The organism is Pseudoalteromonas apostichopi (assembly GCF_030297135.1).
Taxonomy (GTDB): domain Bacteria; phylum Pseudomonadota; class Gammaproteobacteria; order Enterobacterales; family Alteromonadaceae; genus Pseudoalteromonas; species Pseudoalteromonas apostichopi.
The window spans coordinates 2890796-2905368 of the sequence record NZ_AP028065.1 but is presented as its reverse complement, the minus strand read 5'-3'; the positions used below and the strand labels follow the sequence as shown (position 1 = coordinate 2905368).

The following is a 14573-nucleotide window of genomic DNA, read 5'->3' as shown; positions in this document are numbered from 1 at the left end:
AAAACGGGAACCTATAGTATGAGAATGATACGCTAACTCCCTGCAACTGGGTAGTCTATTGTAAACAATTTTGGACAAATAACTTAATTAGTCGGGTACTTGGTCCATTCTCCACCATCTAATTGGATGTAAGGCTGCCCTTTTATATACATCATTACCGTATCTTCATTCTCGGCGACCTTGGCTGAAGTTGGTAAATTATCAAGCACTCGGTTAATGGGTACCGTACCTGTGAACAAGTCAAGCTTCATCGTATTGTTGATTAACTCTGACAGTGAAAAATAACTCATTGTTTCATCAACGACATTCAGCCCATCATGCTTTATATCAGGACCGATGAATTTAACCGCAGTTGGCACTGAAACTATTGAAGGGCTCGGAATTTCGCGCAAACCAGAGAATTGTAGTTTATCACCCTGTAAGGCAGCCCCATGTTCCGGCACAACCACCAGCATTACATTTCGACCTTGCGCTTTTAACTCAGTTATAAACTTATCGATGTCATTAAATAAGCGCTGTTGTCTAAGCGGATAGCTTTCAAAGCTATTCATACGTTCACGACCAGCAAGTTGATTACCATCGTGTAAGCTAATGGTGTTGTAATAAAGAGCCCTAGGCTGCTGACTTGTACCTTGTTTATTCAACCAGTTAGTGAGTATATCCGCATCAGAATAAATGGGTTTGCCATCAAACCCATATTGCGCAGCACTAAATTGACTAAAATCCAGTTTCGGCACAGAGACACCACCGTATTGTCTGATCAAACCAATAAAGTCATCAAAGTGACCATCGTGGTTAAGAGCAACGCTAGTCTTATAACCAAGTTCTGCAAGATTAGTGAATAACTGACATTGCTCGTCAACAGGTTTAAATAGTTGCTCTTGACTTGTTTGCCCACAACTTGCTCGTAACAAACGAATTGCCGCAGGACCACTGTACGAAGTTGCTGAATTAAATTGGCTAAACAAGATATCAAAATCAGCAAATAAGTTACGTGGCTCAACACCTATCGCTTTTAAATCGGCCGTCGCTAAAGAGCATATATTAAGCACAACAACATCAAATGGTTGACCATTAAATACATCTGGAAACTGGCTTTGTAGTAAGTTCTGTTGCTGGTAAAAGTCTTGTAACTGTTGATCCGGTGTCTTTTGTTTTGCTGTATCAGAAACTAAAACGGGTACTTGTTTTTTTGTAGTTTGGTTATTGCTTGCAACTTGAGTTGTAACCTCATCACTCGTAACAGCCCCACCTAACCAAAACGCATAAACAAAGCCGATGATTGATATACTGGTATAGCGCAACCATTTTACAGTTAACCAATAAAAAACCACTAAAGCAAAGAGCGCAAAAATCATATCGAGGCTAACAACGCGCGCTGTGATCTCAAAAAAGTAGCCGATGCTAAAGTCTTGTACATTGCCGGCTTGCTTGGTGAGCCTAGAAATCGGGGGCAACCACGAGTCGTGATACAACAAGGCCACTCCTACCACCACACTCATAGCGTGTTTGATACGATACAACCAAACATGTTGAAAAGAGATAGCTAGAAAAGCAAAAAATGCTAAGTTTGCAAATAAATCAAAAGAAATATCACCTCGGCTATACAGAACAAACTTAACTAAAAAGTATAAATTCCAAATACCTAATCCTGAAAGCCTCACTTGTTATCCTTCTTGTGTCGTTTTGGCGTATAAGGCGTTAATAATACATGCCTAAATGTTAGTTTTCGGTAGAGCACTACGGCTTTATTTAACAGTACCTTACCAGTATTACTTAACAAGATACCGATTAGCATTGCGATGATAAAAGTAATAAAAAACTGATTTAAGCTCATGATAGATCACCTTTTAAGGTCACTTTTACTGGCTCGGATATTGGTCGAATCACTTTTTTGAATTCCGGTGTCTCTGTATTTAAAGTCGCTATATCTGAACCTTTTGCATCAAAAATATAACTCACATTTTCTTGTAATTGTTGAGTAAAATCAGTTATTTCAACATTTGCAAAATTACGTTGTATACGGCGACATTCTTGCTGAATATAAAAATGATCGGCAATGACATTTTTAGACATAAAAAAGTCACTCACCTGTAATTTAAATAAATGCTTAATCGCACTTTCTACATCATGCTCTCGACAAGCATGCAGATATAGATAAATCGTGCCATCTGCAAAACTAAAAATATCTCCTTCACGTTTCACATGAAATAAATGCAATGGGTGTATAGCATCAATGCGAGGTAAAAGCTCTAGCATAACAAGCACCCCACTTACACCAAGATTTGCCGCAGAATCGCTATGTTTGGTAACCTGCTGTGCAAACTTGGTGATTGGTAGATAGCCTTTTGCTAAGGTATTTTCACTGTATTTCAGAACATCATCAATTGATTTAGGGAGTGGTCTTGAAAATTGAAATCCTTGAATTGACTGAATTTGTGATAGCAAACGCGAAGGCTCAGAATAACTATATAAAATAAGGTTAACCCCTAAAGTTAAAAATAAGCACTCGTCCTGATGACGAATTATGCCATCAACATTTTGAATAACTAATTTCAGTCGGCGACCACATTTCTTTCGAAGAGAGAAACAATCTTTGGCTAACGCTTTTAAATCAGTGTATCGGGTAACTGCAAAAACTAACGTCGCTGATTTTTTGGTAAGCCCTTTAGAAAAAAGAGCATCATTATCATCAATTATTTTATAAAACACGGGTAGCTTTGTACCCTCAGGTACAGCACTGCGAGTTAGCCATACCTCGTCTTCATCAAAGTCTTGCTCCGTTGCTTGCGACTTATCATCAGCCTCTTGCTCTACCTCAACTAATGCAAGTTGACCATCATGAAGCTGTAAATTAACCGAACGCCCAGCGATAACTCCTTCTTTATGACACCAATAATCATACTCAAGAGTGCGAATTGATGCCTCTTGAGTTATATAAATAAGGCCATCAAAGAAACGGTTTAAGGCTAATAACTGACGTCTCAATTCACTGACATAAGCACCTGACATTAAAAACACTAAAGTGACATTTTTTGATTGTGACAAAGCAACATAGAGCTTGAGTTTTTCACCAAGCTGCTGTTCGTTCAAAGAGACTAAATGTTCTGAATCGACATGCACGATAACCGTACTGTTTTTCAGTTGCTCATACTGTTTTATTTCGTTAATAACACCACGGGAAAAATGCAAACTTTTTGATACATTCTCATTATGATGTAAATGGAATGGGTGCAGCACCTTTTGTTCGAACAGGGTAAATAATAACTCGCTTCCCTCTCCTTCGAAAAATAATTCGACTTGTTCAGAAAGCAAAAAAACCGAGTCTTTATGATTGGTTAAAAGATGCCTTGTTAACTCTAATAGCTGATTATCTAGCGGGGCAAGTAAAGCATAGTTTGCGCCTCGCTTTAGCTCAGAGAAAGCTCCGTTTAGTCCTGTAATATTTAAATGAGGCACCAACAAACCCTTAAAAAAGATACTTTAGTACTAGTTTTAAACGCTATTCTATATATAATGCAGATTATGTCCATGGATCGTGAACATTTTTAAGCTAATTTTTCTCATAACGGTTTTTTAGATGAATGACTTTGCAGTAAAAAATTCACACACCTTAACTCAATACGATATTGAAAAGTTGTTACGACAATTTGGCGGCAAGGAAACGGATTATGTTGAAATTGTTGATGTTGAAAAAAATCGCAAAACGATTGAAAAGTACCCTTTGCTTAACGATATCGCATTAGCAACAACACAAACACAGAGCACGAAAAAAGTTAACAAAAACGCAATAAAGAATCATAAATGAAGCGAATTTTTATAAAAGGAATTAAAGGTGGCACTGGTACAACATCTATTGTGGCCAACCTTGCTTGTGCTTTGAGAAAATCAAATGTGCCTGTGTATGCCATCGATTTAGATCCAAAAGGCGACTTAGGCCTACATCTTGGTCTTGCGTGGGAGCATCAGCTAGGCTGGAGTGATTACCCAAACTTTGCCTCTGCATGTGAGCAGTTTCACCAAGATAACGATGGCGTAAAGTTTTTACCCTATGGCAGCCGTTCGAACTTAGGGTTAGACTTTTCATGTATTATAGAGAGTTGTCAGCAGCTTAATGACAGCGATGACAGCTGGTTTTTATTTGACTGCCCAGCCCATGTTGATGTGCACCGCTATTCGCTAAATGAAGACGATATATTCCTTGAGATTATTAATTGTGATGCAATTTGTCACAGCTTTGCTTTCAAACGTTTAAACACTCTAAAGCAGGCTGAATCATCATGGCAGCATTATTTTTTAACCAATAAATATAATTCAGCCTCTGAGCTTGAATCAGATTTATTGCAGCTTTGGCAAACTGAATTACCATTAATTGCACCTTTATATATCAACAAAGATGAAGTCATCAAAGAAGCAACTGCATTTAGAAATGTGGCAATTAACTGTGCGCCATACAGTGTTGCTAATGATGACTTTGAAACGCTAGCCGGTTGGCTTGTAAGCCGCGCGAGTCAGAATGACCAATAGCATCCATTCACTCGGTGTCACACACCGACTACTTAAAGGTATTTTAGGGTTGTTTTTAACGAAGCAACTTGTCCGCTTCGTATTTATAAAATTTTATAGTTATTACAACCAACACAAAATGAGCCTATTGGGAGCGATTTTACTCCCCTTCTTTGTGCTTTTTTTGTCATTGTTTATTAAATTAGATAACAATAAAAAACGTGAGTTAAAGCTTAAACTTAAACGCTTGTATCCTCATGTTTCTCAACCAGTACTTACACCAAGCAATTGCATTCGGATTGCATTGCAAAGTGTGTACCTTGCGCTATTCAATACCACCACAACCTCACAGCAACATATCGCCGTTGAGCAGCGTAAATCTTGGCGTAAAATCACGCGATCAGCTCGCTTATTGAGACTGGCAGACAGTAAACTAGTACGCTCTTTTAAAGGGCTTTGGTTAGTTGCTAGAAAGCAAACAAAAACTAAATCATATAAAGCAGTGAGTCGCTCTCCACTTTGGAGAAACAGCACCTTGAAGGTCGCTTTTTTCACTCTCATTATTTTTGCGGTGGCTATATTTGTAACCGTGCCATTTAGTATTGAAGCGCAAGCAGTGTTCATTAGTTTAATTTTGGTTGTTGCTTATTCTCTAAGGCGGGTTGAAGGGAAAATGGCCACTATTGTGATGATCACCCTTTCTGTGACAACCTCTACACGTTATCTATGGTGGCGCTACACTGACACTCTTAACTGGGGTGACCCTTTAGCCCTTACCCTAGGGATTGGTTTGCTGCTTGCTGAAAGTTACGCTTGGTTAGTACTAATATTAGGCTTTTTCCAAACCATCAATCCATTAAACCGTAAACCAATCGCGTTAGGAAAAGACACAGCAAACTGGCCAACAGTTGATATTTATATTCCTACTTATAATGAGCCGCTTGATGTTGTGAAGCCAACAACAATCGCCGCGCAAAGTATTGATTGGCCTGCAGATAAGCTTAACATTTATATTTTAGATGATGGTAAGCGCCCTGAATTTGCCGAATTTGCAGAGCAAATTGGTGTTGGCTATTTAACTCGCCCTGATAACAACCACGCCAAAGCCGGTAACATGAATCATGCGATGAAAGTGACGAATGGCGACTATATTGCTATTTTTGACTGTGACCATATCCCTGCTCGCTCATTCTTACAAATGACAATGGGACAATTCATCAATGACAGTAAAGTGTGTTTAGTACAAACACCTCACCACTTTTTTTCTGCCGATCCATTTGAGCGCAACCTCAAAAACCATCGTAAAATCCCAAATGAAAATATGTTGTTCTATGGCTTAATTCAAGATGGCAACGATATGTGGGATGCGACCTTCTTTTGTGGTTCGTGTGCTGTTTTAAGGCGCAGTGCCCTTGAAGAAATTGGTGGTTTTGCCGTAGAAACCGTCACTGAAGATGCCCACACTGCTTTGAGAATGCAGCGCGCTGGCTACAAAACAACATATATTAATATTCCACAAGCCGCCGGCCTAGCTACAGATAGTTTATCTGCCCACGTTGGTCAACGTATTCGCTGGGCACGCGGCATGGCACAAATATTCCGATTAGATAACCCGCTGTTTGGTAAGGGCCTAAATATCGCGCAGCGCTTGTGCTATTTAAACGCTATGTTGCACTTTTTATCAGGCATTCCTCGAATTGTATTCTTAACAGCGCCACTGGCATTAATTTATTTTAATGCGCAAATTATCTATGCACCGTTTGTTGCCATCTTTCTTTATATTGTGCCAACCCTGTTACAGGTAAAAATAACCAACTCTCGAATTCAAGGTAAATACCGCTATTCATTTTGGGGCGAAGTTTATGAGTCAGTACTTGCTTGGTATATTTTAAAACCCACGACAGTTGCGCTTATAAACCCGAATAAGGGTAAATTTAACGTGACTGAAAAAGGCGGTTTAAACAAGCAAGATCACTACGATTGGACGATTTCAAAGCCTTATATAATCTTGTTGCTTGTTAACGTTTTGGGTATGACCTACGGCGTGTTTAGATTGCTCTTCGGCGATAGTTCACAAATAGGTGTACTGGTCATTAGCATGCTGTGGGCAAGCTATAACGTGATAATTTTGGGTGCAGCTGTGGCTGTTGCCGCTGAAGCCAAACAAGTACGCAGCTCACACCGCATTAAAGCAAATTTCCCTGCAGCTATTCGCCTTGCTAATGGCCGTACTATTAAAGTAAAGATTACGGACTACTCAAATAATGGTGTTGGCCTTGAAACTGAACATAATCACCTTTGCCGTGCAAATGATAAAGTCGAGCTACTCATGAGCCGTGGCTTGAAGCAGTTTTCATTCCCAACTTATATCTGTAACACCCGCGATAAACAACTGGGTCTTACCCTCAGGGATTTAGATTTAGAAAAACAAAAAGCCTTTATTCAATGCACTTTCTCACGTGCTGATGCTTGGCTTGATTGGCAAGAAAACTTTAAACACGACAAGCCTTCATACAGCTTTTCTCACGTTTTTTATACCAGTCTAAGAGGCTTTAAGAACTTGATTTTCCATGCCCCAAATGAATTAAGACCCGCGATTGCGTTTGCATCAAGAGTCTTGTACTTTGTGGCGTCGTTATTACCTAAAAAACCAACAAAAGTACTAAAAACATCATGATAAAAACTTTTTTAACCTTGTTATTAGCTTTTGGCACACTCGGCATATCTGGCTGGGCGATAAGTGCTGAGCCTCTCTCTAATAAAGCGATTTTTGATGATGGTTACCCAGAACAAGCACCAATTGAAAGCATGACGCTAAGCTTTGAAAAGCTTGGTTTAAGCAAGTTCAAGCTTGATGGAGTGAGTAATAGTACCCGTGTTGATTTTACAAACCGCCTCGATAAATTAGGGAAAAAACTGACTCTAGACTTTTCATACACAACTTCACCATCACTTATTGGTCGTGTCTCACATTTGAAAATTTTCTTAAATGAAAACCTTGTCACTGTGCTACCTATTGATGATAAGACAACGCCAATTGGCACAGTCTCTGAGCGCAGCATTGTTCTTAACCCTAAGCTAATTAAAGACTTTAACCAAATTCGCTTCGAACTAGTCGGTTTTTACGATCTGGTTTGTCAGGATGACTATAGTAAAACAATATGGGCCGAGCTTAGTAAAAGCAGCCGTATTTCTATTGACCGTCAGTCACTTGCTCTTGAAAGCTTACTTGAGTATTTCCCTGCACCATTTTTTGACTCACGTGACTACAATAAGGTCACTTTACCATTCGTTTTTGCATCACAACCTGATGAAAACACACTCGAAGCAGCGGCTGCACTATCAAGCTTTTTTGGCGCACAGGCAAAATGGCGCAAAGCGCAATTCCCAGTGCAAATTAATGCAACACCAACAGAACATAGTGTCGTATTCGCAACAAACGACAACAAACCTGATTTTTTATTGAATTACCCTGATGTTGAAAAGCCTACCGTAGAAATCATCAGCAGCCCGACTCAGCGTTACGCCAAAATACTTCTGGTTTTAGGTAAAGACACCGCGCAATTGAAAGAAGCCGTTGTTGGTTTAGTCTTTGGCTATAAAGTAATGACAGGTCGCAGTGCAATCATCGAAGCAATTAGCAACTTACCACTTAGAGAAGCTTATGATGCGCCACTGTGGGTGCGTTCTGATCGCGCAGTGAGCTTTGATGAGTTTATTGAATACCCAACCCAACTTCAGTCAGAGGGTTATCGCGGTCTGCCAGTTCGTTTAGATTTACGCTTTGCACCAGATTTATTCACTTGGCGTGAAAACGGTATTCCTATTACTTTGAATTACCGCAACACACCAGTTGAGAAAAACATGTTGTCGCGTTTAAATATGCTGATAAACGATAAATTTGTGGATGGCTTTATTCTTGATAATGAAGGTGGTAAGACTATTACAACCAATACCTTATTGCCTCTACTTTCAGATTACAACCCAACAAAAACTCGCCAAGACTTTGAATTAACAGGCCTTGATTTAACAACTAAGAATCAACTAACTTATGATTTTAATTTTGCAGTAGTAAAAACAGGTGAGTGTAGTGCCATTCCTGCCGGTGGTGAGTTTGGTGCAATTGATGGCAGCTCAACGATTGATGTAAGTGACTTCCATCACTACATTGCCATGCCAAACTTACGCGCTTTTGCAAATGGTGGTTTTCCATTCACCAAATATGCCGATTTACACCAAAGTACTTTAGTAATGGAAGCTAACAGCTCAGTTAATGCGATTAGCTTATTACTTAACTTCACAGGTCATTTAGGCGCTATTACTGGCTATCCTGCGCACCGTTTAGACATTCAATTTCCAAGCAACCAATTTGCGCTAAAAGATAAAGACATTATTATCATTGGTAAGCCTGATTCTTTCTTAACATCGCTTGCCAAAGACAGCGCGTTAAGTGTGCTGTTCAACAACAACCAACGCATTGTCGATCAAGCTATCTACAATGGTGCATATGACACCAAAGGCGCTGAAAAAATTAAAGTAAACATAAGTAGCATTGGTCGTTTAGCCGTGATGTCAGGATTCCAGTCACCGTTCGATTCAGACCGCTCAGTAGTTTCTTTGATTGCCAGTAATGAAAGTGCTTATGCACTACTAACTGATGCCCTATTAAATGAAGAAAAAACGGTTCAAATTACAGGTAGTTCAGCAATTATTAATAGCCAAGGCATCAAAACGATTAAAACCGATGAGCAGTATTTTGTCGGTCACGTGCCTATTCATACGCTCATTTGGTTTCACTTTTCAGACCGTCCAGTACTGTTAGCGATTTTATCGCTACTAACACTATTACTTATTTCATTTATGTTGTGGCGAGTGCTCGCACTACTAACCAAAAAACGTTTATCTGAAGGAGATAAAGCATAATGAAAACTATCGCTTCTTTATTATTCGTTTTTATTTATTCTACCAATGCATTGGCTCAGTTAAGTTGTAGTACATGGCCGCAGTGGAATAACTTTAAAACTCACTTCATTACACCCGAAGGACGAGTGATTGATTTAGGCAGTGAATACAGCATCACCACTTCAGAGGGGCAATCTTATGCGCTATTCTTTGCTTTACTTGCAAATGATAAAGCCAGCTTTGATAAATTACTTGAATGGACCGAAGTGCACCTTTCTGAAGGTGATTTAAGCACCCGTTTACCAGCATGGCAATGGGGAATAAAGCAAAACCAAGGACAAATCCTTGATTCAAATCCAGCGTCTGATTCAGATTTATGGATTGCTTATAGCCTTTCACAAGCCGCAATATTATGGAATGAAAGACGCTATGCAGTGCTCAGCTCAGTACTTGCTGAGCGCATCATTCGTGAAGAAACAGCGCAGATACCAAACCTCGGTCTGACTCTATTACCTGGGCCAACAGGTTTTGAAAAAGACAATAGCTGGAAATTAAATCCAAGCTATGCACCGCTATTTATATTTGCGCAATTTGCGCACCTATACCCGCACTCGCCTTGGCAAACATTAAACGATAACTCGGCGCAGTTATTAATAGATACAGCACCAAAAAGCGTGAGCCCTGATTGGGTTAATTACAGCGTGGAAAAAGGCTTTTATCATGATAAAAGCGCCCCTGCTACAGGTAGTTACAATGCTATCCGCGTCTACCTTTGGGCCAGTATGATGGCAGAAGATGCCCCCTATAAAAATGCCCTTACACAGCAGTTTAAACCTTTTGTTGATAGCATCGTCTCTTCAGGCAAAGTGCCACTTGAAACCAATGCGCTAACGGGAAAAACATCAGGCAACGCCCCAAGTGGCTTTATTGCGGCATTACTACCACTGCTTGCAGAAGATAATGCTTCACAAACTGTCACTGCGCTACAGCAGCAAATCATGATGGATAAACGCTTTACCACCAGCCGCTATTACGACAGCGTATTGTATTTATTTGCTAATAGCGCCCTGAATAAGCGTTTTAGTATTGATAAAAAAGGAACATTAACAACTAACTGGAGCAATGAATGCCGATAAAGTGGCTACTTGCAGCAGTTTTAGCGAGCTCCAGTGCATCCGCAGCAAATAACAAGGACCTTAATAGTCAATCAATTGATTGGTTAATTAGCCAAATACAACTTGGTGAAATCGAGCGCGATAATCAATTAATGAGCGACAGCTTAGAAAAACTGCAAAGCATTGCACCTAAAAATACTCAAGTGCAATGCGCCGAGGTGCGCGTTTTATATAGTCTAAAAGAAAATGACAAAGCCAATGCTCGGTTAGGAGAGCTTAGTAATCTGTCGCATCCGTGCGTAACAAGCTTAATCATGCTCGCACGCGTAAATAATCAAGACAAAGAAGCGGTTCAACAAGCCAGACTTCGTGCCAGGGCCGGACAATACAGTGACGCGGTAAAAATCTACAATCGGCTATTTAAATCCGCCTACCCTAATATTGAATATGAGCTGGAGCACATAAACTGGCTTGCTCAAGATCCAAATCAATATCAGCAAGCACTGCGCGGTTATCGTTCTTTACTAAAACGCTACCCAAATAGTGGCCGTTTTGAGCTTGCCTATGCAAGACATCTGTTAAAGCAAAACCCAACAAATAAAGAAGCCATTGCATTACTGATCCATTATGCTCACAGTAACCAATATGGTGTTGAAGCTGAGTTTGCGTGGCTTGCAGCCCTTGAGGATATGCCGCTTAATAAACAAACTGAACGCGAATATCAGCGTTACTTTGCTGCTTACCCAAAAAGCAGTAAAGGTCAGTTGCAATTTAGTGACTTTAAAAAAGCACATTTAGCTGAGCAAAAGAAACAAGCCGATCCAGCTTACCAAACATGGCTTAAAGGCAGCACTGAGCTTGAAAAACGCCATTTTAATACAGCTGAAAAACTATTTAAAAAAGCTCTACAAGGCCGACCTCAAGACCCTGAAATATACAATAGTCTTGGATTATTAAATCTTAGACAAGGTAGAAATGCCAAAGCGTACCAGTACTTTAAAAAAGCCCAACAATATAGTATCGATACAAATCGTATTACTGTATTTATAGGTTTGGCCAATACCGCACGTTTTTGGCAATACATAGATGAAGCTAAATCGGCCATCAATAGCAATGAATTGAAACGTGCAGGTCTCAAACTTGATTTAGCTGATACCTTAAATGAAGACCCGAATACCGTGTTGTTTTACCGCGCAGAACTTGCCAAGCAAGCTGGGCAATACCAAAACGCGATGAATTTCTATAAGCAAGTGCTAAAAGACGATCCCTTGCAACAGGCTACCTTGAGCGCCATGCTCGAATTAACTGCCTCAGATGATAATTATGCTCGTAGTCATCGTTTTTATAACAGCTTAAATCAACAACAACAGGCATTGATTACTGAAGATTACACGCTATTACAAACACAACAATTGCGAGCCAGCGCTGATGACCTTACTGCCAAAGGTAAGCTAGATGAAGCAGTTGATGTGTTACTTTTGGCAATCAAACAAAGCCCTCGTCAAAGTTGGCTCTATTATGACCTTGCAAATTTATACCAACAACAAGGTTTGGTTGATCATGCCAAAGCTCTTTATAAAAAAACCTTGTGGCAATTTCCGTTAGATGCAGAGCTACGCTATAGCCATGCTTTATTTTTACGTTCGTTGAATGATTTTCAAGGAGCATTGGCAACCTTAGATTACATTCCAAATAACGCGCGTACTGAACAAATCAATGTACTCACAGAGCAATTGAGCATCAATACCAAGCTTGAAAGACTCTCTGCCAATAATACAGCCACTAATAAGGCCACGGTGATTTATAAGCTCACCGAGTTAGAAGCACAACCATTAACGCCTTTAATGCAAGCAGAGCTTGCCAGCCAATGGCAGCAAATTAATGAGCAACAATATGCGATTAGGCAGCTGAAAAAAGCCCTAATTCGTGATCCAAGCTTGAGTCCTTATTGGCATATGACCTATGCAGCTTGGCTTATTGAAAGCGACGATAAAAATGCCTCTGATATCTGGTTTGCTGACTATCAACTGCCGAGTAACGCAACCGATGCTGAGCAGTCACAATGGCTAGCACTGCAAATAAACTATATTAATCGCTTTAGCGATAGTAACCAAAGAGTTACCAAGCTGTCTGCCCTTGCATCACAATACCCTGATAACTCAGAACTGTCAGAAGCATTAATCAATGCTCATATCGAGCAAGGCAATAGTAACGAAGCTATTACTCGCTTTGAGCAGCACATCGCTAAAGGTCAAACAGTGTCAACAGATACCGCTTTGGCTATTGCAACACTTGCTCGTCAGCAGCAAAGAGATGATCTAGCAGATCGCATCATTGCTGGGCAAATTAATCAAGTTTCGAGTGAGCAAAGCTATCGTCAGCAGCAATTAATGGCTGCACTTGAACCATTTGAAGATACTCAGAGCGCAATAAATCTAGCTGAGCAATTGCTGGCTAAATCCAACAATAACCAAGAGCTCTATTATCAAGCTGCTGCGGTTGCACAAGCTAAGCACCAGAATAAGCTTGCTCAAAGCTGGTACCGTGCGGCAGTTGACCCATACGCTGCTACGAGCAACTTAAGTGATGAGCAGAACTATGAGCTTTATGCCCTTGATGAAAATGAAGCGTGGTATGTCAATAATGCTAAGCGCCAATTGCAAGGCATCGAGCGAGATGAGCAAGCGTATATTACCGCCGCAATCAACTTAAGTAGCCAAACCAGTACGCAAAATGAGTCAACCCTCGGCGCTGGTGCAAGCCCTATTGAAGCAGGTTTCCCTTTGTGGGGTGGCACAGGGATTGTGAAATTAGACCCGATGACAATATCAAGCCAAGAAACCCGCTTTGATGAAACCTTTGCTGGTAGTCGCTATGGTCAAGGGGCCCTCTGTATTTTTGATTGCCCACTTTTAAGTATAAAACCAAAGCAACAAGGTATGGATATTGGCCTTGCTTGGCAAAACGAGCAATGGCGCATTGATGTTGGTACTACTCCACTTGGCTTTCTAGTCGAAGATATCGTGTGGGGCGTTAATTACAAAGGTGATTTAGGCGACTTTGGTTATGGCGTCACGTTTAATAAACGCCCAGTAACTAGCTCTGTATTATCTTACGCCGGACTTGAAGATGTCTTTACCAACCAAGTATGGGGTGGCGTTAGAGCAACGCAATTACAACTTAGCCTATCCCATGACCTAGGCCTAGACTGGGGTTTTTGGGGCAGCACCAACTATCAAATCTTGCAAGGTAAAAATGTAAAAGACAACCAAAGCTACAGCCTAATGGGTGGTAGTTACTATCGCTATATTCGCGAAAGAAACGCCGAATTAAGCCTAGGTCTTAACTTATTACACTGGTCATATAAGTATAATTTAAGTGAAGAAACCTGGGGACATGGTGGCTATTACAGTCCGCAAAACTACTTGGGTGCTTCTTTACCTGTTATTTTTGATAAACGGGTTGGTCATAATTTTATTTATAGGCTTCGTGCTGGGGTATCTTGGTCTACCACTACCACTGACGACATCGCATTTTTCCCGAACGACCCTATTTTGCAAGGCCAAGCAGAAGCTCAAACAGCCGTAACAGGTGTTGTGCCATACTTTGAGGGCGATACCAGCAGCGGCTTATCGTATAACTTAGGGGCAAGTTTTGAGTATCGATTCACTCCTCATTGGTTCTTTGGTGGTTACTTCAACCTAGATAGAGCCGATTTTTACGAACCGAATTACGCTCAGCTGTACTTCCGTTATTACTTTAATCCGGTGTATAGCGAGCTGGCATTCCCTGGGAAACCTGTTGTGCCTTATGCAAGCTACTAACCATCGCATCCCAAGGGGCAAGTGTCGCAAGATCTTCCCCTCACCATAAGGTCTATGTATACTGTAGCGCACTTGTAGCTAGGATAAGGGTGTGTCTCTTACCTTCAAGTATAAAACTTGAGCAACAAACCATTATCTTAGCTGCATCAAAAAACATGGCCGCCCGTTCACTAAATAAATACATAGAACGACCAAAGCAAAAACAATAAGGCCTCAAATAAAAACT

The 14573-nt window shown here is 40.5% G+C and carries 8 protein-coding genes; 6 read left to right on the top strand and 2 right to left on the bottom strand.

What is annotated here, in order from left to right:
• Positions 1–83: 83 nt before the first annotated feature.
• Positions 84–1664 carry a cellulose biosynthesis protein BcsG gene (gene bcsG / locus QUE86_RS13125; RefSeq protein ID WP_286257734.1) on the bottom strand — a complete coding sequence of 527 codons (1581 nt, stop codon included), beginning with the start codon at positions 1662–1664 and terminating at the stop codon, positions 84–86.
• 169 nt (positions 1665–1833) lie between these two features.
• A complete protein-coding gene (gene bcsE, locus QUE86_RS13120; RefSeq protein WP_256854736.1) occupies positions 1834–3459 on the bottom strand; it encodes a cellulose biosynthesis protein BcsE in 1626 nt (541 codons plus the stop codon).
• A 121-nt stretch (positions 3460–3580) separates the two neighbouring features.
• Between bcsE and bcsR the strand changes: the two genes are divergently transcribed.
• From bcsR to QUE86_RS13090, 6 genes are read left to right on the top strand one after another with little or no spacing between them, the layout of a single operon-like run.
• Positions 3581–3808 carry a BcsR/BcsP family cellulose biosynthesis protein gene (gene bcsR, locus QUE86_RS13115; RefSeq protein WP_130051942.1) on the top strand — a complete coding sequence of 76 codons (228 nt, stop codon included), beginning with the start codon at positions 3581–3583 and terminating at the stop codon, positions 3806–3808.
• Positions 3805–4527: a cellulose biosynthesis protein BcsQ gene (gene bcsQ, locus QUE86_RS13110; protein WP_167658465.1), complete on the top strand. Its 723-nt coding sequence runs from the start codon at positions 3805–3807 to the stop codon at positions 4525–4527. The genes bcsR and bcsQ overlap by 4 nt, the downstream gene beginning before the upstream one ends.
• The gene (gene bcsA, locus QUE86_RS13105) at positions 4517–7183 is read left to right on the top strand and encodes a UDP-forming cellulose synthase catalytic subunit (RefSeq protein ID WP_286257728.1); all 2667 of its coding nucleotides are present in this window, start codon (positions 4517–4519) and stop codon (positions 7181–7183) included. The genes bcsQ and bcsA overlap by 11 nt, the downstream gene beginning before the upstream one ends.
• Positions 7180–9429 carry a cellulose biosynthesis cyclic di-GMP-binding regulatory protein BcsB gene (gene bcsB / locus QUE86_RS13100; protein ID WP_286257726.1) on the top strand — a complete coding sequence of 750 codons (2250 nt, stop codon included), beginning with the start codon at positions 7180–7182 and terminating at the stop codon, positions 9427–9429. The genes bcsA and bcsB overlap by 4 nt, the downstream gene beginning before the upstream one ends.
• Positions 9429–10544 carry a cellulose synthase complex periplasmic endoglucanase BcsZ gene (gene bcsZ, locus QUE86_RS13095; protein ID WP_250661817.1) on the top strand — a complete coding sequence of 372 codons (1116 nt, stop codon included), beginning with the start codon at positions 9429–9431 and terminating at the stop codon, positions 10542–10544. The genes bcsB and bcsZ overlap by 1 nt, the downstream gene beginning before the upstream one ends.
• The gene (locus QUE86_RS13090) at positions 10535–14347 is read left to right on the top strand and encodes a cellulose synthase subunit BcsC-related outer membrane protein (protein WP_250661816.1); all 3813 of its coding nucleotides are present in this window, start codon (positions 10535–10537) and stop codon (positions 14345–14347) included. Before bcsZ ends, QUE86_RS13090 begins: the two co-directional genes overlap by 10 nt.
• Positions 14348–14573 lie beyond the last annotated feature (226 nt).

What these genes read in the sequence shown, in the direction of transcription:
- bcsB (WP_286257726.1), top strand. Translation starts at nt 7,180, where the DNA reads ATGATAAAAACTTTTTTAACCTTGTTATTAGCTTTTGGCACACTCGGC.
- QUE86_RS13090 (WP_250661816.1), top strand. Translation starts at nt 10,535, where the DNA reads ATGCCGATAAAGTGGCTACTTGCAGCAGTTTTAGCGAGCTCCAGTGCA.
- bcsA (WP_286257728.1), top strand. Translation starts at nt 4,517, where the DNA reads ATGACCAATAGCATCCATTCACTCGGTGTCACACACCGACTACTTAAA.
- bcsZ (WP_250661817.1), top strand. Translation starts at nt 9,429, where the DNA reads ATGAAAACTATCGCTTCTTTATTATTCGTTTTTATTTATTCTACCAAT.
- bcsQ (WP_167658465.1), top strand. Translation starts at nt 3,805, where the DNA reads ATGAAGCGAATTTTTATAAAAGGAATTAAAGGTGGCACTGGTACAACA.
- bcsR (WP_130051942.1), top strand. Translation starts at nt 3,581, where the DNA reads ATGAATGACTTTGCAGTAAAAAATTCACACACCTTAACTCAATACGAT.